This is a genomic window from Nocardioides taihuensis (assembly GCF_042657275.1).
GTDB classification, from domain to species: Bacteria; Actinomycetota; Actinomycetes; order Propionibacteriales; family Nocardioidaceae; genus Nocardioides; species Nocardioides taihuensis.
Map to the genome: position 1 here is coordinate 77,401 of NZ_JBHSKD010000024.1, position 23,471 is coordinate 100,871.

Sequence of the window (23,471 nt, forward strand, 5' to 3'; positions counted from 1 at the left end):
CGTCCGACCATGCGGCAACCCTTGCGAACTACCGGGGGCCACGCAAGCCGGGGCCAGGCGGCCGAGGCGTCCGGAGCGGCGTTCGGTCACGATTTCGCACCGCCGGTTGGAACGATCCAGAGAAGGGCGCTACCGTCGACCGGTGCGTGCCATCCGTCGGTTCACCGTCCGCCCCGTCCTCCCCGAGCCGCTCTCCGCGCTCGGCGACCTCGTCGGGAACCTGAGGTGGTCCTGGCACCACCCGACCCAGGACGTGCTGCGCGCCGTCGATCCCGAGGTCTGGGACGCCGTCGGGCACGACCCGGTGCGGATGCTCGGCGCCGTGCACCCCGAGCGGCTCGAGGAGCTCAGCCAGGACGGCGCCTTCCTCGACATGCTGTCGGCGGCCCGCGAGGACCTCGAGCGCTACCTCACAGCCGACCGCTGGTACCACCGGCGGGCCGGGGACGACGCGCCCCGCGCGATCGCGTACTTCTCGCCCGAGTACGGCATCACCGCGGTGCTGCCGCAGTACTCCGGCGGCCTCGGCATCCTCGCCGGTGACCACCTCAAGGCGGCCAGCGACCTCGGCGTCCCGCTGGTCGGCGTCGGCCTGCTCTACCGCCACGGCTACTTCCGCCAGGCCCTCTCGCGCGAGGGGTGGCAGCAGGAGACCTACCCGGTCAGCGACCCCGACGAGCTGCCCCTGACGCTGCTGCGCGAACCCGACGGCAGCCGGGCCACGGTGCGGATCACGCTGCCCGACGACCAGGAGCTCACCGCCCGGATCTGGGTGGCGCACGTCGGCCGCGTGCCGCTGCTGCTGCTCGACTCGGACGTCGAGGACAACCCCGATCACTTCAAGGCCGTCACCGACCGGCTCTACGGCGGCAACAGCGAGCACCGGCTGCGCCAGGAGCTGCTGCTCGGCGTCGGCGGCGTCCGCGCGCTGCGCGCCTGGTCGCGGATCACCGGCGCGCCGGAGCCGGAGGTCTACCACACCAACGAGGGCCACGCCGGCTTCCTCGGCCTCGAGCGGATCCGGGAGTTCACGGTCGACGCGGCCGGCCCGGCCCTCGACTTCGACACCGCGCTCGAGGTCAGCCGCGCGTCGACGGTCTTCACCACCCACACGCCGGTGCCCGCCGGCATCGACCGCTTCCCGCGCGACCTCGTCGAGCAGTACTTCGGCGGCACCAGCGCGACGCCCGGCGTGCCCGTCGAGCGGATCCTCGCGCTCGGCTCCGAGGACTACTCCGGCGGCGACCCGCAGGTCTTCAACATGGCGGTGATGGGCTTCCGGCTCTCGCAGCGCGCCAACGGCGTCTCCCAGCTGCACGGCCACGTCAGCCGCGGCATGTTCAACGGCCTGTGGCCGGCCTTCGACGAGGCCGAGGTGCCGATCACCTCGATCACCAACGGCGTGCACGCCCCCACGTGGGTCGGCCGCGAGGTCTTCGACCTGGCCGCCGCGCAGGGGATCACCGGTGCTGCCGACGACGCGATCGCCTCGTGGGACGGCGTCGACAAGGTTCCCGGGCGCGACATCTGGGCGACCAAGCGCGCCCTGCGGCTCAAGCTGGTGCAGGACGCCCGCCGCCGGCTCGAGGCCTCCTGGACCGAGCGTGGCGCCGCGCGTGCCGAGCTCGGGTGGATCGACCAGGCGCTCGACCCCGACGTGCTGACGATCGGCTTCGCGCGCCGGGTGCCGTCGTACAAGCGGCTGACGCTGATGCTGTCGGACCAGGAGCGGCTCAAGCGCCTGCTGCTGCACCCCGAGCGTCCGGTGCAGCTGGTCATCGCCGGCAAGTCGCACCCCGCCGACGACGGCGGCAAGAAGCTGATCCAGGAGCTCGTGCGCTTCGCCGACGACCCGGAGGTCCGGCACCGGATCGTCTTCCTGCCCAACTACGACATCGCCATGGCGCAGCCGCTCTACCCCGGCTGCGACGTGTGGCTCAACAACCCCCTGCGGCCCTACGAGGCGTGCGGGACATCGGGCATGAAGGCCGCGCTCAACGGCGGTCTCAACCTCTCGATCCTCGACGGCTGGTGGGACGAGTGGTTCGACGGCAACAACGGCTGGGCGATCCCGTCCGCCGACGGCGTCGACGACCCCGACCGTCGTGACGACCTCGAGGCCGCGTCGCTCTACGACCTGATCGAGCACGAGGTCGCGCCGCGCTTCTACGACGTCGACGGCGACGGCGTGCCCACGCGCTGGATCGAGATGGTGCGGCACACGCTCAAGTCGCTCGGCCCGAAGGTGATGGCCACGCGCATGGTCTCCGACTACGTGCGCCAGCTCTACACCCCGGCCGCAGTCACCGGCCGCCGCCTCAACTCCGACTTCCACGGTGCCGCCGAGCTGTCGGCCTGGAAGAAGAAGGTCAAGGGCGCCTGGCCGCACGTGCGGGTCGAGCACGTCGAGAGCAGCGGTGTCGGCGACTCGCCCGAGGTCGGCGCGACCCTCACCGTGCGGGCCTTCGTCTCGCTGGGCGACCTCACGCCCGACGACGTCGAGGTGCAGCTGCTGCACGGCGTGATCGACGACAACGACGAGCTCGTCGCCTCCGAGATCGTCACGCTCGAGCGCGCGGAGTCCTACGAAGCCGGCCGCCACCGCTACGACGGCACCGTCCGCCTCGTCCGCTCCGGCGCGTTCGGCTACACCGTGCGGGCCGTCCCGAAGAACGACCTGCTGGCCTCGCCCGCGGAGCTCGGGGTCGTCGCGCTGCCGGTGTGAGCGGCGGGGGGTGCAATTCGCGGGTTGACCCGCGAATTGGTCACCCTCGCCCGGAAACAACCATCCGACAGCGGACAATTCGGTACGTCGGTGGGACCAGTGGGACGGGTGTGACTCGGCCTAGTCCTGCCGCAGCACCAGCACGCTCCGCCCGTCGAGCGTGAGCACGTCGCCGGCCCGCACGGGAGTGCCGACGACCAGGGCCGGGTCGGTGCTGAGCACGATGCTCCCGGCGGTCACCCAGTCGTTGTCGGGCATCACGACGTCGACCGGGTCGGGGTCGGCGTTGAACCACAGCAGGAACGACGAGTCGTGCTCCTGCTGGCCGTGGGGGCCGGGGGAGCGGAGCGGGTCGCCGGAGACGAACATCCCGAGCACCTGCAGGTCGTCGTCGTACCAGTCGGCCTGCCGCAGCTCGCGCCCGCTCGGGTGCAGCCACGTGAGGTCCTTGGGCCCGCCCGGGATCGACGGCGTCCCGTCGAAGTGGTGCCGCTGCCGCAGGGTCTCGTGCTCACGCCGCAGCCGCAGCGCGGTCTTGGTGACGTCGTAGAGGTCGAGCCACGCGTCGTCCGGGCGCCAGTCGACCCACGAGATCTCGTTGTCCTGCACGTAGGCGTTGTTGTTGCCCCGCTGCGTCCGGCCCCGCTCGTCGCCGGCGGTGATCATCGGGACACCCGCGGAGAGGCACAGCGTCACCATCAGGTTCGCCGCCTGCCGGCGCCGCAGCGCCCGGATCTCCGGGTCGTCGGTCTCGCCCTCGACCCCGCAGTTCCACGACCGGTGGTCGTTGGTGCCGTCGCGGCCCTGCTCGCCGTTCGCCTCGTTGTGCTTGCGGTCGTAGGAGACCAGGTCGCGCAGCGTGAAGCCGTCGTGCGCGGTCAGGAAGTTCACCGAGGCGTACGGCGAGCGGCCGTCGTCGGCGTAGAGGTCCGAGGAGCCGGCCAGCCGCGAGGCCACCTCGCGCAGGTCGCCGGCGTGCGGGCGCCACAGGTCGCGGATGGTGTCGCGGTAGCGGTCGTTCCACTCCACCCAGGGCGGCGGGAACGAGCCGACCCGGTAGCCGTCCATCGAGACGTCCCACGGCTCGGCGATCAGCTTCACGTAGCGCAGCACCGGGTCCTGGTCGATCGTGGTGAGGAACGCGCTGCGCATGTCGATCTCGTGCCCGGTGCGCGCCAGCGCCGAGGCGAGGTCGAAGCGGAACCCGTCGACGTGCATCTCGGTGACCCAGTAGCGCAGCGAGTCGAGGATCAGCCGCAGCGCCGCGGGGTTGCTCGAGTCGACGGTGTTGCCGCAGCCGGTGACGTCCCAGTAGGCGTCGCCGAGCGTGCCGGAGCGCTTGTAGAAACCGACGTCGTCCAGCCCGCGGAAGGAGTACGACGGGCCGTCGGGCGGCCCCTCGGCCGTGTGGTTGTAGACGACGTCGAGCATCACCTCGATGCCGGCCTCGTGGAAGTTCTTCACCATCTGCTTGAACTCGGTGACCTGCTGCCCGTGCGTCCCCGAGGAGCTGTAGGCCGCGTGCGGTGCGAAGAAGCCGATCGGGTTGTAGCCCCAGTAGTTGACCATCCCGCGCGCCGCGACGGCCGGCTCGGTGAAGAACTGCTGCACCGGGAGCAGCTCGACGGCGCTGACGCCGAGGTCGCGCAGGTAGCTGGTGACCGTGTGGCTGCCCAGCCCGGCGAACGTCCCGCGCTGGTGCTCGGGGATCTCCTGGTGCAGCGCGGTGAAGCCCTTGACGTGCAGCTCGTAGAAGACCGTGTCGCGCCACCGGGTCCGCAGCGGCTGGTCGTCGCCCCAGTCGAACTCGTCGTGCACCACGACGCAGCGGGGCATGGCCGACGCCGAGTCGAGCCGGTTGCGCCCGCCGCTGCCGTCGTGGGGGAGCAGCTCGGGCCCCGGGCGCGGCTCGCCGTCGATGGCGCGGGCGTAGGGGTCGAGGAGCAGCTGGTGGGGGTTGAACCGGAGCCCGTGCCCCGGGTCCCACGGACCGTCGGCGCGGAAGCCGTACCGCTGGCCGACCGGCACGTCCGGGATCCGTCCGTTCCACACGCCGAGGGTGTGCTCGGTCAGCTGGTGGCGCGTCTCGTTCCCGTGGTCGTCGAAGAGGCAGACCCACAGGGCGGTCGCCTCGGGCGCCCAGACCGCGAAGTTGGTCGCGGTCGGCGTCCACGTCGCGCCGAGATGCTGGTGGGCGCCGGGCCACACGGGTGCCGTCTCGCCGCGGGCCTGCCAGCGCCAGGTGGAGGGACTCATCGGGGCCATCGTGGCAGACACCACGCCGTCCCGGGGCAAGGTCCCCACTACAGTCGGGGCGTTCCCGCCCCCGTCCGTGAGGAGTGTCCGCATGCCCGAGTTCTGCCGCCTGGAGGTCAGCGAGGGCGTGGGCACGATCCGGCTCGACCGGCCCAAGATGAACGCCCTCAACGTGCAGGTGCAGGAGGAGATCCGCGCGGCCGCCACCGAGGCCGCCGAGCGCGACGACGTCAGGGCCGTGGTCGTCTACGGCGGCGAGCGGGTCTTCGCCGCCGGCGCGGACGTCAAGGAGATGAACGACATGTCCTACACCGACATGGTCAAGCGCTCCGGCGCGCTCCAGTCGTCCTTCTCCACCGTGGCCCGGATCCCCAAGCCCGTCGTCGCCGCGATCACCGGCTACGCGCTCGGTGGCGGCTGCGAGCTCGCCCTGTGCGCCGACGTGCGGTTCGCGGCCGACGACGCCGTCCTCGGCCAGCCCGAGATCCTGCTCGGGATCATGCCGGGCGCCGGCGGCACCCAGCGCCTGACCCGCCTGGTCGGGCCGAGCAAGGCCAAGGACCTGATCTTCACCGGCCGCTTCGTCAAGGCCGACGAGGCGCTCGCGATCGGCCTCGTCGACCGCGTCGTCCCGGCCGACCAGGTCTACGACGAGGCGGTGGCCTGGGCGCGCACCTTCGTCGGCGGTGCGTCGTACGCGCTCCGGGCGGCGAAGGAGAGCATCGACCGCGGGATCGAGGTCGACCTCGAGACCGGCCTCGAGATCGAGCGGCAGCAGTTCGCCGCGCTGTTCGCCACCGAGGACCGTGCCACCGGTATGCAATCCTTCGTCGAGCACGGGCCGGGCAAGGCCCGGTTCCAGGGTCGTTGAGTCGTCCCTCGTCCGGCGCACGATTCTGAGAGGGTCGCTGTCATGGGGTCGCAGAAGGTCGCCGCGGTGCGCACGCGGGTGGCGCAGGTGGTCTGGCTGGTCTGCGTGGTCGCGGCGGTGTTCCTCGCCGCCGGCGCGCTCTGCGTGGCGCTGGACTTCAACAGCGACAACGCGCTCGTGCGCTTCGTCCTCGACGGCGCGGACTTCTTCGACCTCGGGATCTTCGGTCGCAGGGGCGGCATCAAGGAGTTCACCGGCTCCGACGCCGAGACCAAGAACGCCCTCTTCAACTGGGGGATCGCGGCCGTGGCCTGGCTCGTGGTGGGCCGGATCGCCGAGCGCCTGATCCGCCCCTGACCCGCGCCCGCCGCCGGTACGGCAGGCAAGCCACCTGAGGCGTGTGACCGACGACTCCCTGTGAGCGACCCCACCGGGCGACGTGTTCCACCGGTGGTTTCCCACTAGTAACCTCGCCAGCACCGACCGACTTCACAGGAGGGGCCGCGCGGCCACACCACCATGAACATTGTTGTCTGTGTCAAGCACGTGCCGGACGCCACCGCGGACCGGCACTTCGAGTCCGACCACACGGTCGATCGTGACGGCGTCGACGGCCTGCTCTCCGAGCTCGACGAGTACGCCGTGGAGCAGGCGCTCCAGCTCAAGGAGAAGTCCGAGACCCCCGACGACGTCACCGTGACCGCGCTGTGCGTGGGCCCGGAGAAGGGTGTCGACGCGGTCCGCAAGGCCCTCCAGATGGGCGCCGACCAGGGCGTGCACGTGGTGGACGACGCGATCGCCGGCTCCGACGCCGTGGGCACCTCGCTGGTGCTCGCCAGGGCCGTGGAGAAGATCGGGGCTGCTGGTTCTCCGGTGGACCTGGTGATGTGCGGGATGGCCTCGACCGACGCGGCGATGAGCGTGGTGCCGGCGATGCTGGCCGAGCGGCTCGACCTGCCGCAGGTGACGCTGGCCTCGGTGATCGAGACCCAGGGTGACCAGGTGCGGATCAAGCGCGACGGTGACTCGGCGACCGAGGTGATCGGCGCGACCATGCCGCTGGTGCTGTCGGTGACCGACCAGTCCGGCGAGGCCCGCTACCCGTCGTTCAAGGGGATCATGGCGGCGAAGAAGAAGCCGCTGGAGACCTACTCGCTCGCGGACCTCGGCGTGGACGCCGGCGACGTGGGCCTGGCTGCCGCGTGGACGCAGGTCGAGGAGACCACCGCTCGTCCGCCGCGCACGGCCGGCGAGATCGTGACCGACGAGGACGGCTCGGGCGCCAAGGCGCTGGCCGAGTTCCTCGCCTCCAAGAAGTTCATCTGAGGAGCGCAGAAGATGTCTGAAGTCCTGGTGCTGGTCGACCACGTCGACGGCGAGGTCAAGAAGCCGACCTACGAGCTCCTCACCATCGCCCGCCGCCTCGGCGAGCCCTCGGCCGTCTTCATCGGCCCCGCGGGCTCGGCAGCCGGTGTGGCAGAGAAGGTGAAGGCCTACGGCGCGGAGAAGGTGTACGCCGTCGACGACGCCGAGATCAAGAACTACCTGGTGGCCCCCAAGGCCGAGGCCCTTCAGCAGCTGGTCGAGAAGGCGAGCCCGGCCGCGGTGCTGATCCCCTCGACCGCCGAGGGCAAGGAGATCGCCGGTCGACTGGCGATCAAGATCGGCTCCGGCCTGATCACCGACGCGGTCGACGTCGCCGAGGGCGGCATCACCACCCAGTCGGTGTTCGCCGGCAACTACACGGTGGCCGCCAGGGTCACCACCGGCACGCCGATCATCACCGTGAAGCCCAACTCCGCCACCCCGGAGGAGGCGGCCGGTGCCGGCGCGGTCGAGGAGTTCGCCGCCACGGTGTCCGACTCGGCGAAGAAGGCGCAGATCGTGGCCTCCCAGCCGCGTCAGGCCACCGGGCGCCCCGAGCTGACCGAGGCCGCGATCGTGGTCTCCGGCGGCCGTGGCACCGGCGGTGACTTCAGCGAGGTCGAGGCCTTCGCGGACTCGCTCGGCGCTGCCGTGGGCGCCTCGCGCGCCGCGGTCGACTCCGGCTGGGTGCCCCACAGCTACCAGATCGGCCAGACCGGCAAGACCGTCAGCCCGCAGCTCTACGTCGCAAGCGGCATCTCCGGTGCCATCCAGCACCGGGCCGGCATGCAGACCTCCAAGACCATCGTGGCGATCAACAAGGACGAGGAGGCGCCGATCTTCGAGCTGGTCGACTTCGGCGTCGTGGGCGACCTCCACACCGTCCTCCCGGCCGCCACCGAGCAGGTCACCCAGCGCAAGGGCTGATCTCCACAGCCACCCCACGCTGACCCGCCGTTAACTAACGGCGGGTCAGCGTCATTTTGCCGGTCACCAGCGGCTGATCGTGAAGGCGAGGATGAAGCCGGCGGTGCAGAGCAGGCCGGTGAACAGGTGGGCCTCGTCGAAGGCCTCGGGGATCATCGTGTCGGCCACCATCGCCAGGATCGCGCCGGCGGCGAGGGCGGTGATCACGGCGAGGGTGCCGGCCGCGGCGCCCGCGAGCAGGAGGCAGCCGAGGGCGCCGGAGAGACCGCTGGCCACCGCGATCGCACCCCAGACGCCGAAGACGTACGACGCGGAGCGACCGCTGCGCTTCCACCCCGCGGCGCTGGAGAGCCCCTCGGGCACGTTGGAGATCACGATCGCGGCGAGCACGGCAGCGCTGACCGCCCCGCCCTCGAGCAGCGTCAGCCCGAGCACCACCGATTCCGGCACGCCGTCGAGGAGGGCGCCGATCGCGATCGCCGCGCCGCTGCCGGGAGCCTGGGCCTCGGTCGGCTGCCGGGTGCGCTTGCGGTGACGGGCGCCGCGCCGGGCGAGGACGAGGTTAGCCCCGACGTAGAGGACGGCGCCCACCGACAGGCCCAGCGCGGTGGGACCGAGCCCGCCGCTCACCTCGGCCTCGTCGACGAGGTCGAAGGCCAGCGCGGAGATCAGCACGCCCGCGCCGAAGGCCATCACCCCGGCGACCACCTGGCGCGGCACGGGGAGCAGCCACGCCACGGCGGCACCCACGAGCAGGGCGCTGCCCGACAGCAGCCCCCACAAACCCGCCTCGACCCAGACCGGCACGGAGATCACTGTCCCACCCCACGCAAGTGACGCCGGCCCGCCGTCGTGACGACGGCGGGCCGGCGGAGCAGTGCGGTGCGGGTCAGAACCCGCCCATGTCGTCCTGGACCAGGCCGACCTGGAAGGTGCGGACCCAGCGGGTCTCGCCCTTGCCGCCGATGCGGATCTTGCGGAGCGAGTCGTTGTTGGTCTCGTCGAGCTCGTAGAGGTTGCCGAGCGGGTTGGCCTCCACCGAGATGTAGTAGATGCCGTTGGGCACGTTCTTGATCCGGAACGCCTGGCCTGCCCGGTACTGGTAGTACGTGTCACCCGACCCCGACGAGAGAACCTCGCGGATCGAGAGCGCGTCGTACCCGCCGCAGGCGGTGGACAGATCGGTGTTCTCGGGACGCCAGTCGGCACCGTCGACGGTGAAGTCCACCGCGTCGGTGTTGGCCAGGCACCACGACTGCTTGGTCGACTTCACGACCTGCGACATGTCTGCGGCGAGCAGGTTGTACTGCGCGAAGTCCTCGAAGTGCCAGTGGTTGTGGTTGGCGGCGTGCCAGTGCATCTCCCCGACGGGCTGGTAGCCGACCTGGTTGCCGTCCTGGTCGAAGAAGTACTGGTAGGCGTCCATCGCGTCGGGGTCGGTCTCCGACCGGAAGCCGTCGACGACCAGCGGGCTGTCGCCGCCGTTCCAGGTGGTGGCGCCGAAGCGCAGCGTGGTGCCCTTGCCGCCGATCCCGATGCCGAACGCGGGGAGCGAGCGGAGGTCCGGGGCGGGACCGTCGGGCGCCGGCAGCGCGGACGGGCCGCTCGGGCGGTGGGCGGCGGGCCGGGGGGCCACGCCCTCGCCGGTCGTCGGCTGCGCCGCGACGCGGCCGTTGCCGTCGACCACCTTGACGCGGACGGTCTTGACACCGTCCACGTCCGAGATGCCGAGGGCGGTGCGCCAGGTGGGGCTGATGGCGGCGGTCACGTCGTAGCGGCCCGGCTTGAGGCGGTAGGACGACTCCCACTCCTCGGTGAGCGGCGCCGCCCAGCCCTGCTGGATGCCCATCACCGAACCGAGGGTGTAGGGGTTCCAGGGGCAGCTCTGGGGGTACGGCGAGTAGGCGCTGGCGTCGGGGCGGATCCGCTGGGCCGACCAGGTGTTGAGGCAGCTGTCCATGGTGCGGCTCAGCACGCTGCTGCCGTCGGAGACCCTGGTGATGTCGACGGACACGAAGCCGTCGAGCCCGCGGAATGTGCTGACGGTGCCCTCGGGGAGGGTGCCGCCGTAGGCGCCGGACTTCCAGCTCGTGGAGATCGGCGTATCGTAGTCGGCGGCCCGGGTGGACCAGACCTCGAACGGCGCCTGGTCGGCCACGAAGGCGAGACCGAAATTGCTGTAGACCCGGTCGCCGCGGCCGTAGCTCTCGACGGTGATCTTGTCGGGCGCGTGGACGACGATCGGAGAGTAGGGCGCCGGCTCCGCGGCCTCGGCGCCGCCGACGGCGACGAGGCTCAGGGTGGCGGTGGTGGCCAGCGCCGTGGTGACGCCGGCAAGAGCCGCCGTGGTGCGACGGCGAGACGTGTGGGACACGTGGATGTTCCTTCCCCCGGGGCGGACGGTCCGCCCCCCTTCGAGTGACAGACGCGCGGCGGGCCGGTTTGGTTGCCCGCCGGGCGGGACGGACCGGAACCGGCTCGCGTCCGGCGCTTACTCTCGCACCATGAGCAGCAGTTCGGCAGTGACCGCGGCGGCGACACGCGCGCGCGACGCGTCGTACGCACTCGCCACCGCAACGCGCGAGCGCAAGGACGCCGCGCTGCGCGCGATGGCCGAGGCCCTCGAGGAGGCCTCCGACGACGTGCTGCGCGCCAACGACGAGGACGTCACCCGTGCCGAGCAGGCGGGCACCCCGGCCAACATCGTCGACCGCCTGCGGCTGACTCCGGAGCGGGTTGCCGGCATGGCCCAGGGGCTGCGCGACGTGGCCGCGCTCCCGGACCCCGTGGGCGAGGTCGTGCGGGGCGGCACGCTGGCCAACGGTCTCGAGCTGCGCCAGGTGCGCGTGCCCTTCGGCGTGGTGGGGATGATCTACGAGGCGCGCCCCAACGTCACCGCGGACGCCGCCGGCATCTGCCTCAAGTCGGGCAACGCCGTGCTGCTGCGGGGCAGCTCCAGCGCCCGCCGCAGCAACGCCGCGATCGTGGCCGCCCTGCGCGACGCGGTGGAGGGCTCCGGGCTGCCGGCCGACGCCGTGCAGCTGGTGCCGGGGGAGGGCCACGACAGCGTCAAGGAGCTGATGCGGGCCCGCGGCCTGGTCGACGTGCTGATCCCGCGCGGAGGGGCCGGCCTGATCCGCAGCGTGGTCGAGGAGTCCACCGTGCCGGTCATCGAGACCGGCGTCGGCAACTGCCACGTCTACGTCGACGCCGCGGCCGACCTCGACCAGGCGCTCGCGATCGTGCTCAACGCCAAGACCCAGCGCACCAGCGTGTGCAACGCGGCCGAGTCGCTGCTGGTGCACGCCGACGTGGCCGGCGCCTTCCTGCGGCGCGTGATCGAGGCGCTCCAGGAGGCGGGCGTCACGGTCCACGGCGACGCGGCGTTCGCGTCGTACGACGGGGTGGTGGCGGCGACCGACGAGGACTGGGACACCGAGTACCTCTCCCTCGACATCTCCGCGGCCGTCGTGCCCGACCTCGACGCCGCGATCGCGCACGTGCGCGCGCACTCGAGCGCGCACAGCGACGCGATCGTGACCACCGACCAGCGGGCCGCCCGACGGTTCGTGGCCGAGGTCGACTCCGCGGCCGTGCTGGTCAACGCCTCGACGCGCTTCACCGACGGCGCCGAGTTCGGGTTCGGCGCCGAGATCGGCATCTCCACCCAGAAGCTGCACGCGCGTGGTCCGATGGGCCTGCAGGAGATGACCTCGACCAAGTACGTCGTCACCGGTGACGGGCACGTGCGCTGACCGGGGGCCGTGCCGGGTAGGCTGTCGGCCATGTCGCAGCTGATCGTCCTGGCCTCCACGTCCGTCGAGGATGCCGAGCAGGTCAACACCGCCCTGAGCTTCTTCATCGGTGGTTGCGTGCTGGCCGCGCTGCTCCTCCTGATGGGCGCGCTCCTGGCCTTCGGCGCCGGGCGCGATCACAGCTGAGCGCCCACGAGCCGCAGCGACCCGGGCCCCGACGGATCGGGGTCATGGGCGGCACCTTCGACCCGATCCACCACGGCCACCTCGTCGCGGCCTCGGAGGTGCAGGCGTGGTTCGACCTCGACGAGGTCGTCTTCGTGCCGACCGGTGCTCCCTGGCAGAAGGCGCACCGTGAGGTCTCGCCGGCCGAGCACCGCTACCTGATGACGGTGATCGCCACCGCTGCCAACCCGCGGTTCCGGGTCTCGCGGGTCGACATCGACCGCGACGGCCCGACGTACACGATCGACACTCTGCGCGACCTGCGCGCCCAGCGGCCCGACGCCGAGCTCTACTTCATCACCGGCGCCGACGCCCTGGCCGAGATCTTCACCTGGCGCGACGCCGCCGAGCTGTTCGAGCTGGCCAACTTCGTGGGCTGCACCCGCCCCGGCTACGACATGGACGCCGACGCGCTGGGCGGCATCCCGCCCGAGCGGGTCACCCTGGTCGAGATCCCCGCGCTCGCGATCTCGTCGACCGACTGCCGCGAGCGCAAGCGTCGCGGGGAACCGATCTGGTACCTGGTGCCCGACGGCGTCGTCCAGTACATCGCCAAGCACGACCTCTACCCGGAGGACCCGGAGGGAACCCCGTGACCGCCACCGACCACGCTCTCGAGCTCGTCCGCACGGCCGCCCGCGCGGCGTCCGACAAGCTCGCCCAGCAGATCATCGCCTTCGATGTCAGCGACCAGCTCGCGATCACCGACGCCTTCCTGCTCGCCTCGGCGACCAACGACCGGCAGGTCAAGTCGATCGTCGACGAGGTCGAGGACAAGCTCCGCGAGATCGGCGCGAAGCCCATCCGGCGCGAGGGTGAGCGCGACGGCCGGTGGGTGCTCATCGACTACGGCGAGATCGTGGTGCACGTCCAGCACGAGGAGGAGCGGCAGTTCTACGCCCTCGAGCGGCTCTGGCGCGACTGCCCGACGATCGAGCTGCCGGCCGACGTCACCTCCGGCGAGCGGTGACCAGGCGCGTCGTCCTCGTCCGCCACGGCCGGACGGACTGGAACCACCGCCTCCGGGTCCAGGGGCAGTCCGACTCCGCGCTCGACGAGGTCGGGCGTGCGCAGGCCGACGCGGTCGCTCCGGTGCTGGCCGCCCTGCGCCCGGTGCTGCTCTGGTCCTCCGACCTGGCCCGCGCGCGCGACACAGCGCTGACGATCGGCAAGGCCGCCGGCCTCGACCCGGTGTACGACGCCCGGCTGCGGGAGTTCTCGCTCGGCGAGCGCGAGGGGCTCACCCACGACGAGTACCGCGCCGCCGACCCCGAGGAGTTCGAGCAGTTCCGCCGGGGCCACTACGACACGGCCCCGGGGGCGGAGCCGGCGTCCGCGGTGCGTGAGCGGATGCGCGAGGTCGTCGGCGAGCTGCTCGCCGCCCTCGAGCCCGGGCAGACCGGCATCGCGGTCTCCCACGGCGGCGCCATCCGGGTGGCCACGGGCGCCCTGCTCGGGTGGCCCGACGACCAGTTCCACACCCTGCGCGGGCTCTCCAACTGCGGCTGGGTGGTGCTCGAGGAGCACCCGGAGGTGGGCGCCCTCCGGCTGGCGGCGTACAACCGGACCGCCCCGCCGACACCCGATTTCGTCCCCCGCCCGGGGGTTGGCTAGTATCTCCCGCGTTGCTCCGGCCGTGGCCGTGAACGACGACCTTGGGGCTGTGGCGCAGCTGGTAGCGCATCTGCATGGCATGCAGAGGGTCAGGGGTTCGAGTCCCCTCAGCTCCACCGAGTAGCAGCAGGTCAGAGGTGGCTTTCCCTTCGGGGGAGCCACCTCGACCTTTCTCTGGGTGGGCAGAGAGGGGGCAAGGCTCCTTCGGCAAGGCGGAACCTCTTGACCGCGTCAGGAGACTCCGACAGTGCACAACACGCAACTCAGAGGGGACCTCACTCGGGCGTCTGCTCGTCGGCCGTTCCGAGCGGGAGAGCTCTGATGGCCTGGGCCGAGCGGCACGGGGCCGGCTTCCGAGGCAGTTACCGCGACACCACGGGACGGAAGCGTCGTACCAAGACGTTTTCCACCAAGCGAGCGGCCCTGCAGGCTGCCAACGACGAGGAGTCGAAGGTTCGTCAGGGGCAGTGGTTCGACCCGCTGGCCGGGCGGACCACCTTCTCCGAGTACTTCGAGCGCGGTTGGCTCCCCAACCGCGGTGGTGAGATCCGGACGAAGACCGAGTACGAGTCGGCGTATCGCTCGAACCTGAAGGAGCACTTCGGGCACCTGCAGCTGCGTCAGATCCTTCCGTCGACAGTCCAAGGCTGGGTCAACAGGCAGGTCCTGGCCGGAGACGGCCCGCATGTCGTGCGTAGCCGCCACAAGGTGCTCCAGACGTGTCTGGCGGCTCGCAAGGGCGTCTCGGCACGGCGAGACCGACTGATCGACATCAACCCGTGTGAGGGTGTCCAGCTGCCGGTGCTTCCCGAGCGACGGGTGACCATCCTCGAGCGGGGGGAGTCCGACGCGATCATCGCGCCCCTGGATCCCTGGTGGCGGGTCATGCCGCTGTTGGCAGCCGAGTCGGGCCTGCGATGGGGCGAGCTCCTGGGCCTGACCGTGGAGGACTTCAAGCCCCTTCACTGCGTGCTCGTCGTGAGACGCACGATCGTGGAGGCCACGATCGCCCAGACCGGGACGGGTACCCGGTTTGCGTGGAAGCCGTACCCCAAGACTCGCCGCGTTCGAGAAGTTGTCGTCGCGAGCCACGTGGTCGCCGCGCTGAACACTCTGATCGCGGAGCGCGACCTCGGCCCCACCGATCGACTGTTCTCGATGCCGGATCGTGAACCGCCACCCCAATGGCACCCTCCGCTGAAGCTCGTGTGGACCCCGCTGCGCACCGAGCAGTGGCCCGAAGGTCTGCCGATCTCTGCGAGATTCCACCGGGAGGCGGTCTGGGCGCCTGCCGTCCGGGCCACGAACAGTCCCGAACGAACGTTCAGAGACCTGCGTGCGCTCTGGCCAGACGAGCGCTTGACTGCCGGCCGACCACAACTAGGAAGCTCAGGCCAAGGCACCGGTCCAGGGGTGTGCTTTGGCCACAGGTCAGGTGAGGTCGGCCTGCAACCTGGGACGAGCCGCGAGGGTCCGGATCGGCCTCTTGGCGAAGCCAACCCAACCGAGGACGTGTCCGACGACGGCGCTGTCAGCGGCGGCTTGTGTGCTCGGTGATGGCGCCGACAACCGGAAGCAGCTGGCGGCCGCGTGGAGCCCCTACCTCGAGGTGGCCCTCCGTGAACGCCTGGACGACGGCACGCCGGTCCTCGAGGTCGTCTTCGCTGTGCGCCCCGACCTCCGCGAACGCCTGTTGGCAGCTCTCCGGTGAGCTGCCCCGAGTGCGGGAAGCCGGTTCGCGTCGCCCCGCGCTGGCACGAGTGGGCCTGCTCCGACCCGGACTGCGTCAAGGCGCACGGGCCCGGCCCCGGCGGCGGTCACGCTCTGTTCGCCGGCATCGAGATCATCACCGACGCCGACCTCCCCCTGGGGGTCGCCGAGCTCCGCGACCAGGACGGGAACGTCGTCCAGCGCATCACGGGCACCGGCTGACCCGGGCTCAGCGGTGAGCCGCGGCGTACGCATCGAGCAGGTCGGCGCCGAGCCGGCCGCGCACCACCTCCGGGGCCAGGCCCTCCTTGACGGCCGAGACCTTGACGTCGTGAGCGGAGACGCGGAGCAGGACCAGCTGCCGGGTGACCCGGTCGTTCGCCCGCATCCCGGTGACGATGGTCCCTACCGCGGCCTCCGGATGTTGCCTAGCGTGCGGAACGGGGAGGAGGGAGGGGAAGGTCATGTGGCGTCCTCAGGTGATGGCGTTCCTGCTCGTGTCGGCGGTGGCGATCCTGACTCCGGGAGGTGCAGGCGCAGCGGTCCCGACCGGTGGCGTCGGCCTCGACCCCTCGCCGTGCCCCGCGGGCACGGCGGTGGTCGCGGTCGTGTGCGACGAGACGGCGTTCCTGACCGGCAGCGAGATCGAGGCGCGGGTGACGTTCGACCAGCCCCGGGCCTTCGACCCCGCCCGGAAGGTGGTGCCGTTCGACGGCATGAAGTTCGTCTCCTGGGGGTCGTCGAACCCCTACTGGACCGTCGACGGGACGCTCTACCGCAAGTTCAGCGAGGACACGGACAACCCCAACGCGTCGGTCTACTTCGCCGGACGCGGCTCCGTGACCGACTTCGGCTTCCGGCTGCACCCGTTCGGCTACCCCAACCAGTTCGTGGTCCGGGTCGTCGGCGTGGACGGCAGCCGCACCGACCTGACGCTGCCCCGGGACACCGGTGACGTCTACCTCGGGCTGTCCAGCGCCGTCGGGCTGCTCAAGGTGAAGGTGATCCAGATGCCGTACCGGGCCGACGGCGTCGCGGTCAACTTCGGCTTCGACGACGTCGCGCGCGGGGCGATCACGCCCGCGACCGGCTGAGCTGCTGCGGACACGTGGGTCGGTGCCGGCCGCTCAGGAGAAGAGGCTGAGCTGGACCAGCGCGGCGGCCTCGGCCGACGCGGTGACCGTGTCGTCGCCCCGGAGCGCGTACACCGTCAGCCGGTCGAGCGTCGGGTCGGCCGCGGATACCCGGACGGTCGCGGGCAGGCCGTCGGCCACTACCGCCCCTCCCTCCGCGCTCACGGAGACCACGTCGTCCGACGTCGTGCCGAAGAGGACCACGTCGTCGCCCGTGCCGTCCGCCGTGCCGAGAGCGTCGGCCAGGTCCGCGTCCACCCGGGTGAGTCCGGTGCCGGGTCAGGTCGTCCACGAGGACGTGGTCGTTGCCGCCGAGCAGCCGGAGCCCGGCCGGGATCAGTAGCGCACCCGCACCGACCCGTCCGCCGGGTCAGGGGTTCGAGTCCCCTCAGCTCCACGACGACGATGAACCCCGGTGAAGGCGCAGAGCGCTCTCACCGGGGTTCTCGTCGTCGTGGAGGGAGCTGGGGCACGGGGCAGAGGTGCCCACGGTCGCAGGCAGCCTCACTGCTGTCGCTGCCGCGCCCCGGGTGCAGGAGCGGGGGGTACCTGGCAGGGCGCGGTGTCGGTGGGGTCACCAAAGCTGCGCCGGCAGTCGCCACCGGAGCAGCTACCCAGCTGGCTCAACCGCTCCGCCATCTGTTGCAGGAGGGCCTGGCACGCGGGGAGTCCCGCGAGGTTGTCGAGCTGCTGCGGGTCGGTCTGGTTGTCGTAGAGCTCCTCCTGCCCGTCCCACCAGTGGGCGTAGGTCCAGTCCCGGGTGGTGACGCCACGCCAGTACCAGCCGTACTCCCGGAGCGGTTCACCGTTGGCCCCGCCCTGGATCAGCTGGGTGTCCGGCGCGGTTGCAGTGCCCCGGAACACCGGGAGCATGTTCATCCCGTCCAGGCCCTCCGCGCTGTCGACCTCCCTGAGGATCCCGGCTGCCGCGAGGAAGGTGGCCGTGATGTCCACCATGTTCAGCGCCTGGTCGATGACCTTGCCGGCAGGGACCCCTGGTCCACGCATCAGGAACGGGACACGCAGCGCCTCCTCGTACGGGAGATTCTTGCCGAGGAGCCGGTGCTCCCCGAGCAGGAAGCCGTTGTCGGACACGTAGGCGATGATGGTGTTGTCCAGCTCGCCCAACCGGCGGAGCTGGTTGACGGCCTCGGCGTTCGCCTCGTCAACGGCCTGGAGCGCGCGTATCCGGTGCTGGAACAGCCAGGTCACGCGCGCAGGGTCGGTCCTACCGGGCTGCAGGGGCTTGTCGCTGACGTCGGCCTCGTTGAAGGACGCCTTCCCCAGGCTCGGCGGGACCTCGTCGTTGAACAGCCCGTGGTACCTCTTGGCGGCCAGCGGGGGCATGCCCGTGACCGTGTTGTTGATGGGCCTCCTGTTGTGCGGAGCGACGTGGGAGACCCACAGGAACCAGGGCTGGTCGTGTGACGCGAATTCCTTGAGGTAGGAGCGGGTGTAGTCCGCGTTGATGTCGATCACGTACCGCTGCGGATACTGACGTTGGTGACCGTCGTTGACGTAGTGGGTCCCGAAGTACGAGTACGTGCCCAGCGTCGTCGGGTTCCAGTGGTCGTATCCCGGCAGCTCCGGCTTTCCGCTGTCGGGGTACTTGTTGAGCATCTTCCCGACGAAACCGGTCTGGTAGCCGGCACGGTGGAGCCACAGTCCGATCTGGTGACGGGCGTTGCCTGCCTGGATGAATGCCTTCCAGCCGCCCAGTGGACCCTCGTTGTACCGGACGCCGTTGTTCTGGGCGTACTCCCCGGTGAGCACCTCGGCGCGTGCCGGGCAGCACAGCGGGTGAGGGCTGAGGAAGTCGGTCACCTGGACGCCGGCGCGACCGATGAGCCGCAGCGTGCGTGGCATGAAGCGCAGGTCGTAGGTGGTCTGGTCGTCGCTCATGATGAGCAGGATGTTCGGCCGCTGTGCCTGCGCCGCCGTCACGGTCTGCGCCGTCGCTCCGGGCTGCGCCGCCGTCACGGAGTCGGCCTGCGCCAGGGTCGATGGCGCGACGGGTCCCGCAAGGGCGAGAAGAGATGCGGCCGCTGCCGCAACCAGTCCGGCTCTGAACACGTCGCCTCCCCGTGGTGCGAGACCGCAGGAACTTCCTTTCGAAGGTAGGGACAGCGTCCGCCTGCGGGCTACCGCCCAAGGTCCTCACGGTCCGGGACCCGGGTCACCTCGCTGGACCAACCCTGCCATGGGGCGAGCGGTGACGCACGCCCCACGCAGCTGCGAAGAAAACGTGAAGATCCGGGCGCGGGGGCGCTGGAGGCCGGAGGATCAGCCTCCGGCTGAACGCGCGTGCGAGAGGGAACCGACGTGACCGCACCCCGGTGCACCCGGCCCCGCACGCACACCGGTGCCGGGGCCCTGGCGGCGTTGGCGGTGACAGGCGGCCTCCTCCTCGCCGGCTGCGGCGGTGTCGCCCCGGAGGGCGCGGCCGACGAGCGGCCGGAGACCCGGGCTGCGCCCGCGCCGACGGGTACGTCGGGCGGGCTCGCCGTCGACCCGGCCACGACCGACGACCCCTCCGACGCCTCCGTGACGACTCCCGAGGCGGCCCCGCGCGAGGTGACGGTCGCCGTCGCCGGCGACCTGCTCTGGCACGACACCGTGTGGGAGAGCGCGGAGGAGGACCACCGACGTACCGGTGCGGGCGTCGGCGGCATGGACTTCGGACCGATGTTCCGTGCCCTGGCGCCGGTGGTGCAGGACGCGGACCTGGCGGTGTGCCACGAGGAGGTTCCCTTCGCCCCCCGGGGCGGGCCCTACCTGGGCTACCCGGTGTTCGCGGCGCCGCCGCAGATCGCGAGCTTCATCGGCGACTTCGGCTGGGACGCCTGCACCACGGCGTCCAACCACAGCGTCGACCAGGGCTTCACCGGCCTGGCCCGGACCGCCACCCTGCTGGACCGCCAGGGAGTGGCCCACGTGGGCACCTTCCGCACCGCTGCCGAGCGCCGTCAGCCGGTGCTGCTGCAGGCTGACGGCGTGACCGTCGGCCTGGTGCAGGGCACCTTCGGCCTCAACGGGCTGCCGCTGCCGGCCGAGCAGCCGTGGTCGGTGTCGATGTGGGACGCCGACAACCTGCTGGCGCAGGCGCGGGCCGCCCGCCGTGCCGGTGCCGACGTGGTGCTCGTCGGCGTGCACTGGGGCTCGGAGTACGTCCACGAGCCCACCCCCGAGCAGGTCGCGCTGGCCGACCGGCTGACCCGGTCGCCGGACGTCGACCTGGTGTACGGCGAGCACGCGCACGTCGTGCAGCCGATCACCAAGGTCAACGGGAAGTGGGTCGCCTACGGCCTGGGCAACATGGTCGCCCAGAACGAGGTGAGCCGACCGGAGACCTACCAGGGCATCAGCGCGACGTTCACGTTCGCCGAGCAGCCGGACGGCTCGTTCGAGGTCTCCCGCGCGGCGTACGTGCCGACGGCGTGGAACCACTACACGCCCGGCAACCCGATCCGCATCACCACCGACCCCACGCCCGGCCAGCTCGCGCAGATCCGCGACGCGGTGCACCTGCTGGGCGGCACGGGCGGCCTGCAGGAGGACTGACCGCTACCGTGTGCCCGTGGGCGGGGGCGCGACGCGACGGGACACGACGCTGGCGGCGCTCGCGCTGGCCGCACTGCTGGTCACCGGCTGCAGCAGCAGCGACCGGGGCGCCGGCGGCGACGCCGGAGGCTCCACAGCCACCACCTCCGGCCCGGCCCCGGAGCTGGCCTCGCTCGCCGAGCGGTGCCTCTCGCAGATCCCCGAGCCCGACCTCGTCGAGCGGCAGCAGATCGACGACCCGCGGGGCCTGCACCTGGTCGCGGGCGTCTTCCTACCCGACGGCGAGGACGCCGAGGCCGCGGTGGTCCTCCTGCACCAGATCGGCGGCGCCGGCCTGTGCGGCTGGGGTCCGTGGGCCACCCACGCCGCCCACGCGGGTGTCGCGGCGGTCGCCATCGACCTCTGCGGGTACGCCCAGTCGCGCTGCGCCGCGCGGTGGAACACCGACCCCGCGACCCAGGTGGAGGTCGCGGCCGACTGGGCGCGGGAACAGCTGGGTGTCTCCCGCGTCGTGGTCGCCGGTGCGTCCATGGGCGGGTCGCAGACCGTGCGCGCGGTCGCGGACGGCGCGCCGGTGGACGCGTGGGCCGACGTCTCGGGGCCGTCGGCGTGGGACGGCGTACCGCTGTCGAGCGTCGCCGCACGCGTCGACCGGCCCGGCCTGGTGGTCTACGCGCGTTCCGACGGCGCGGCGGAGTTCCGCGCGGCGCGGCAGCTGGCCCGGCGCACCGGTGCGACCTTCGTCGAGGGCCGCGCGGGTCACGGGTGGGAGCTGCTCACCCGGATCCAGGACGGCGAGCTGACCCCGGTCGGCCGGACGCTGCTGGAGCTCGTCGAGGGGCGGTGAACCCGCCGCTCAGGAGACGGGGCGGTAGGCGCAGGAGGCCTTGGTGTCCTTCGCCCTGCCCTCGGCGCCGACCTTGCGTTGGTGCGCGCCGGGCTCGTCCGAGAGGTTGCGCTGCACGACGTCCCGCATCCACGTGAAGTCGGGCGACGCCGAGTTGAAGCGGTCGGAGGCCTCGAACACCACCGACTTCACCTTGGCGTCCTTGACCTTCCAGGCCAGCTGGCTGAAGGCGGGCAGCACCTCTTGCGGCAGGTCGGTCACCACGATCTGCTTGCCGACCTCGGCGAGGTCCTGGTAGTTGCGGATCAGCGTCACCGGGTCGGAGGCGTCGATGAGGGCGTCGATCATGCAGCGCTGGCGGTTCATCCGCTCGTAGTCGTCGGAGCCGTAGCGGCCGCGGGCGAACCACAGCGCGTGGTAGCCGTCGAGGTGCTGGTCGGGGCCGGGTTGCAGCCACGCGACCGGCGGCACGCCGCGGTCGGTGCTGCCCTTGATCGCCACCGGCTCGTTGATGTTGACGGTGACGCCGCCGATCGCGTTGACCACGTCGCGGAAGCCCTCGAGGTTGACCAGCACGTAGTAGTCGACGGGGATGCCGAGCGTGCCCTCGACCGCCTGCTTGACGGCGTCGGCGCCCTCGTTGTCGCTCTTGCCCAGGATGTGGGGGTGGAGGGCCGGCACCTGCCCGTAGACCGCGTTGAGCATGTACGACGCAGGGTCGCCGGCGCCCGTGAAGCCGGTCGGGTAGACGTCGTGCAGCGGGCTGTCCTCGGGGAACTGCGCCAGCATCATGTTGCGCGGCAGGCTGAACATCACCGTGTCGCCGGTGTGGGTGTCGGTGCTCATCAGGATCACCGAGTCGGTGCGCACGCCCTCGCGGCCGTCACCGCCGTCGCCGCCGAGGAGCAGCACGTTGACGCGGTCCTGGCCGGCCCACGGGTCGTCGCGGCTGATGCCCCGCGGGGTGGTCGGGCTCTGGTTGTCGGAGAAGACCGAGTCGACGAGGTCGGCCTGCACCATCGCGTAGCGGGCGCCGACGAAGAGCGGGGCACCGAGGGCCAGCACCAGCACGGCCACGAACACGTTGCCGACGGCCGTGTGCCACCGCGGGCGGCTCGTGGGACGCGCCTGCCGGTAGGTCAGGTAGACCGTGGCCGCCCACAGCAGCACGCCCACCACCAGCAGCAGTGCCACCCACCGCAGCCGCGTCGGGTCGACCGCGAGGTCGAGCACGGTGGAGAGGTTCGCGTAGTGGTACGACGCCCACAGGGCGCCGAGCGCGACCGGGCAGAGGATCGCGAGGCCGAGCGCCCGCCGGCCGGTCCACACGAAGCCGGACCCGGGGAACAGCGCCCCGGCGAGCGTGACCGCGAGGGTGCCGGGCAGCCCCCGGGTGCGGCGGAAGGCCGGTTGCGTGGTGGCGCGGCGGGCGCCGCCCACGGCGTGCGCGCCGGTGGTGGGGGAGCGGTGGCTGCGCGGGCGCGGGGTCGGGCGCAGCCGCGCCAGCAGACCCTTGCGGGGGGCGCGCCGACGGCCCGGCTCCCTCCCCTGGCCGGGCGCGATCGCTGCCGACGACTCGGCCATGTCTTCCCTCGCTGCGGTCGCGCGGCCCATCCACCACGAGGGCCGCGTACGGCGCCGAAAATACCAGTGGTACCCCGCGACCGGAGCATTACCGCGACGTCTGGACCAGTCGTGCCGCGTGCCGTGCCGTCCGGTCAGGTGATGGTCATGCCGCCGTCGACGGCGAGGGTCTGGCCGGTGACGTACCCGCCGGCGTCGGAGGCCAGGAAGACCACCGCCGCGGCCAGCTCGGCCGGGTCGCCCTTGCGGCCCACTGGGATCCTCGGCGCCTGCGACTCGAGGTAGCCGGGCGGGTACTGCTCGGTCATCTCCGAGGTGAAGAACCCGGGGGCGATCGCGTTCACGCGGATCCCCTTGCGCCCGGTCCACTGCTGGGCCAGGTCGCGGGTCAGGCCGATCAGCCCGGCCTTCGACGCGGCGTACGCCGCCTGCGGCAGGCCGGCGGTGGTGAGCCCGAGGACCGAGGAGATGTTGATGATCGACGACCCCGGCTGCATCACCCGGCCGCAGGCCTGCGCCATCCAGTAGCAGCCGTTGAGGTTGACGTCGATGACCTGCCGGAACTGCTCGGGCGTCTCGCGGGTCGCGGGGACCGCCGTCCCGATGCCGGCGTTGTTGACGAGCACGTCCACCCGGCCGAGCTCGGCGACGGCCGCCTCGACCAGCGCCGTGCAGGAGTCGGGGTCGGAGACGTCGGTGGCGACGGCGAGGGCGCGGCGGCCGGTGGCCTCGACGAGGCGCGCGGTCTCGGCGAGCCGGTCGGCACGCCGGGCGCCGAGCACCACGTCGGCGCCGGCCTCGGCCAGCCCCTGGGCGAAGGCGACGCCGAGCCCGGAGGAGGCGCCGGTGACGATCGCGACGCGGCCGTCGAGTCGGAAGAGGTCGGGGACGGTCATGT

23 protein-coding genes and 1 tRNA gene are annotated in these 23,471 nt (G+C 71.7%); 16 read left to right on the forward strand and 8 right to left on the reverse strand.

Going from position 1 to position 23,471, the window contains the following annotated elements; all coding sequences use genetic code 11:
* Nucleotides 1-142 precede the first annotated feature (142 nt).
* On the forward strand, nucleotides 143-2,725 hold the full coding sequence (gene glgP, locus ACFPGP_RS17420) for an alpha-glucan family phosphorylase (protein ID WP_378592068.1): 2,583 nt from the start codon (nucleotides 143-145) through the stop codon (nucleotides 2,723-2,725).
* Nucleotides 2,726-2,845: 120 nt separating this feature from the next.
* Here glgP and glgX read toward each other — a convergent pair whose 3' ends face one another.
* Nucleotides 2,846-4,981 carry a glycogen debranching protein GlgX gene (gene glgX / locus ACFPGP_RS17425; RefSeq protein WP_378592070.1) on the reverse strand — a complete coding sequence of 712 codons (2,136 nt, stop codon included), beginning with the start codon at nucleotides 4,979-4,981 and terminating at the stop codon, nucleotides 2,846-2,848.
* Nucleotides 4,982-5,072: 91 nt separating this feature from the next.
* Here glgX and ACFPGP_RS17430 point away from each other — a divergent pair, with 91 nt between their 5' ends.
* The 4 genes from ACFPGP_RS17430 to ACFPGP_RS17445 all read left to right on the forward strand — a co-directional run bounded on the left by ACFPGP_RS17430 (nucleotide 5,073) and on the right by ACFPGP_RS17445 (nucleotide 8,144).
* Complete coding sequence (locus ACFPGP_RS17430; protein ID WP_378592071.1) at nucleotides 5,073-5,852, forward strand: enoyl-CoA hydratase/isomerase family protein; 780 nt, start codon at nucleotides 5,073-5,075, stop codon at nucleotides 5,850-5,852.
* 42 nt (nucleotides 5,853-5,894) lie between these two features.
* A complete protein-coding gene (locus ACFPGP_RS17435) occupies nucleotides 5,895-6,209 on the forward strand; it encodes a hypothetical protein (RefSeq protein ID WP_378592072.1) in 315 nt (104 codons plus the stop codon).
* Nucleotides 6,210-6,398: 189 nt separating this feature from the next.
* On the forward strand, nucleotides 6,399-7,178 hold the full coding sequence (locus ACFPGP_RS17440; RefSeq protein WP_378592073.1) for an electron transfer flavoprotein subunit beta/FixA family protein: 780 nt from the start codon (nucleotides 6,399-6,401) through the stop codon (nucleotides 7,176-7,178).
* Nucleotides 7,179-7,190: 12 nt separating this feature from the next.
* Nucleotides 7,191-8,144 (forward strand): electron transfer flavoprotein subunit alpha/FixB family protein, encoded by a 954-nt coding sequence (locus ACFPGP_RS17445; protein WP_378592074.1) that lies wholly within the window; start codon nucleotides 7,191-7,193, stop codon nucleotides 8,142-8,144.
* Between the two features lie 63 nt (nucleotides 8,145-8,207).
* On the opposite strand, the gene ACFPGP_RS17450 is transcribed toward ACFPGP_RS17445, so the two are convergent.
* Complete coding sequence (locus ACFPGP_RS17450; RefSeq protein WP_378592075.1) at nucleotides 8,208-8,951, reverse strand: ZIP family metal transporter; 744 nt, start codon at nucleotides 8,949-8,951, stop codon at nucleotides 8,208-8,210.
* Nucleotides 8,952-9,033: 82 nt separating this feature from the next.
* A complete protein-coding gene (locus ACFPGP_RS17455; RefSeq protein WP_378592076.1) occupies nucleotides 9,034-10,518 on the reverse strand; it encodes a lysyl oxidase family protein in 1,485 nt (494 codons plus the stop codon).
* A gap of 130 nt (nucleotides 10,519-10,648) precedes the next feature.
* Between ACFPGP_RS17455 and ACFPGP_RS17460 the strand changes: the two genes are divergently transcribed.
* The 8 genes from ACFPGP_RS17460 to ACFPGP_RS17495 all read left to right on the forward strand — a co-directional run bounded on the left by ACFPGP_RS17460 (nucleotide 10,649) and on the right by ACFPGP_RS17495 (nucleotide 15,670).
* Nucleotides 10,649-11,899 (forward strand): glutamate-5-semialdehyde dehydrogenase, encoded by a 1,251-nt coding sequence (locus ACFPGP_RS17460; RefSeq protein WP_378592077.1) that lies wholly within the window; start codon nucleotides 10,649-10,651, stop codon nucleotides 11,897-11,899.
* A 30-nt stretch (nucleotides 11,900-11,929) separates the two neighbouring features.
* Nucleotides 11,930-12,085 (forward strand): hypothetical protein, encoded by a 156-nt coding sequence (locus tag ACFPGP_RS17465; protein ID WP_378592078.1) that lies wholly within the window; start codon nucleotides 11,930-11,932, stop codon nucleotides 12,083-12,085.
* A complete protein-coding gene (gene nadD / locus ACFPGP_RS17470) occupies nucleotides 12,082-12,720 on the forward strand; it encodes a nicotinate-nucleotide adenylyltransferase (RefSeq protein ID WP_378592133.1) in 639 nt (212 codons plus the stop codon). Before ACFPGP_RS17465 ends, nadD begins: the two co-directional genes overlap by 4 nt.
* The gene (rsfS, locus tag ACFPGP_RS17475) at nucleotides 12,717-13,094 is read left to right on the forward strand and encodes a ribosome silencing factor (RefSeq protein WP_378592079.1); all 378 of its coding nucleotides are present in this window, start codon (nucleotides 12,717-12,719) and stop codon (nucleotides 13,092-13,094) included. The genes nadD and rsfS overlap by 4 nt, the downstream gene beginning before the upstream one ends.
* A complete protein-coding gene (locus ACFPGP_RS17480) occupies nucleotides 13,091-13,738 on the forward strand; it encodes a histidine phosphatase family protein (RefSeq protein ID WP_378592080.1) in 648 nt (215 codons plus the stop codon). The genes rsfS and ACFPGP_RS17480 overlap by 4 nt, the downstream gene beginning before the upstream one ends.
* A 43-nt stretch (nucleotides 13,739-13,781) precedes the next feature.
* Nucleotides 13,782-13,854, forward strand: a tRNA-Ala gene (locus ACFPGP_RS17485).
* A gap of 205 nt (nucleotides 13,855-14,059) precedes the next feature.
* The gene (locus ACFPGP_RS17490) at nucleotides 14,060-15,295 is read left to right on the forward strand and encodes a tyrosine-type recombinase/integrase (protein WP_378592083.1); all 1,236 of its coding nucleotides are present in this window, start codon (nucleotides 14,060-14,062) and stop codon (nucleotides 15,293-15,295) included.
* A 150-nt stretch (nucleotides 15,296-15,445) separates the two neighbouring features.
* The gene (locus ACFPGP_RS17495) at nucleotides 15,446-15,670 is read left to right on the forward strand and encodes a hypothetical protein (RefSeq protein ID WP_378592084.1); all 225 of its coding nucleotides are present in this window, start codon (nucleotides 15,446-15,448) and stop codon (nucleotides 15,668-15,670) included.
* A gap of 7 nt (nucleotides 15,671-15,677) precedes the next feature.
* Here ACFPGP_RS17495 and ACFPGP_RS17500 read toward each other — a convergent pair whose 3' ends face one another.
* Nucleotides 15,678-15,836, reverse strand: coding sequence for a hypothetical protein (locus ACFPGP_RS17500; protein WP_378592085.1), 159 nt, complete (start codon nucleotides 15,834-15,836; stop codon nucleotides 15,678-15,680).
* 76 nt (nucleotides 15,837-15,912) lie between these two features.
* Here ACFPGP_RS17500 and ACFPGP_RS17505 point away from each other — a divergent pair, with 76 nt between their 5' ends.
* Entirely contained in the window at nucleotides 15,913-16,542 is a 630-nt protein-coding gene (locus tag ACFPGP_RS17505; RefSeq protein ID WP_378592086.1) for a hypothetical protein, read from the forward strand.
* Between the two features lie 33 nt (nucleotides 16,543-16,575).
* On the opposite strand, the gene ACFPGP_RS17510 is transcribed toward ACFPGP_RS17505, so the two are convergent.
* Entirely contained in the window at nucleotides 16,576-16,839 is a 264-nt protein-coding gene (locus ACFPGP_RS17510) for a hypothetical protein (RefSeq protein ID WP_378592087.1), read from the reverse strand.
* Between the two features lie 246 nt (nucleotides 16,840-17,085).
* Nucleotides 17,086-18,654, reverse strand: a complete 1,569-nt coding sequence (locus ACFPGP_RS17515) for a sulfatase family protein (RefSeq protein WP_378592089.1) — start codon at nucleotides 18,652-18,654, stop codon at nucleotides 17,086-17,088.
* A gap of 249 nt (nucleotides 18,655-18,903) precedes the next feature.
* Between ACFPGP_RS17515 and ACFPGP_RS17520 the strand changes: the two genes are divergently transcribed.
* Entirely contained in the window at nucleotides 18,904-20,142 is a 1,239-nt protein-coding gene (locus ACFPGP_RS17520; protein ID WP_378592090.1) for a CapA family protein, read from the forward strand.
* A 16-nt stretch (nucleotides 20,143-20,158) separates the two neighbouring features.
* The gene (locus ACFPGP_RS17525) at nucleotides 20,159-20,989 is read left to right on the forward strand and encodes an alpha/beta fold hydrolase (RefSeq protein ID WP_378592091.1); all 831 of its coding nucleotides are present in this window, start codon (nucleotides 20,159-20,161) and stop codon (nucleotides 20,987-20,989) included.
* A gap of 9 nt (nucleotides 20,990-20,998) precedes the next feature.
* Here ACFPGP_RS17525 and ACFPGP_RS17530 read toward each other — a convergent pair whose 3' ends face one another.
* The gene (locus tag ACFPGP_RS17530) at nucleotides 20,999-22,573 is read right to left on the reverse strand and encodes an LCP family protein (RefSeq protein ID WP_378592093.1); all 1,575 of its coding nucleotides are present in this window, start codon (nucleotides 22,571-22,573) and stop codon (nucleotides 20,999-21,001) included.
* A gap of 134 nt (nucleotides 22,574-22,707) precedes the next feature.
* A complete protein-coding gene (locus ACFPGP_RS17535) occupies nucleotides 22,708-23,469 on the reverse strand; it encodes an SDR family NAD(P)-dependent oxidoreductase (RefSeq protein ID WP_378592094.1) in 762 nt (253 codons plus the stop codon).
* Between the last annotated feature and the right edge of the window lie 2 nt (nucleotides 23,470-23,471).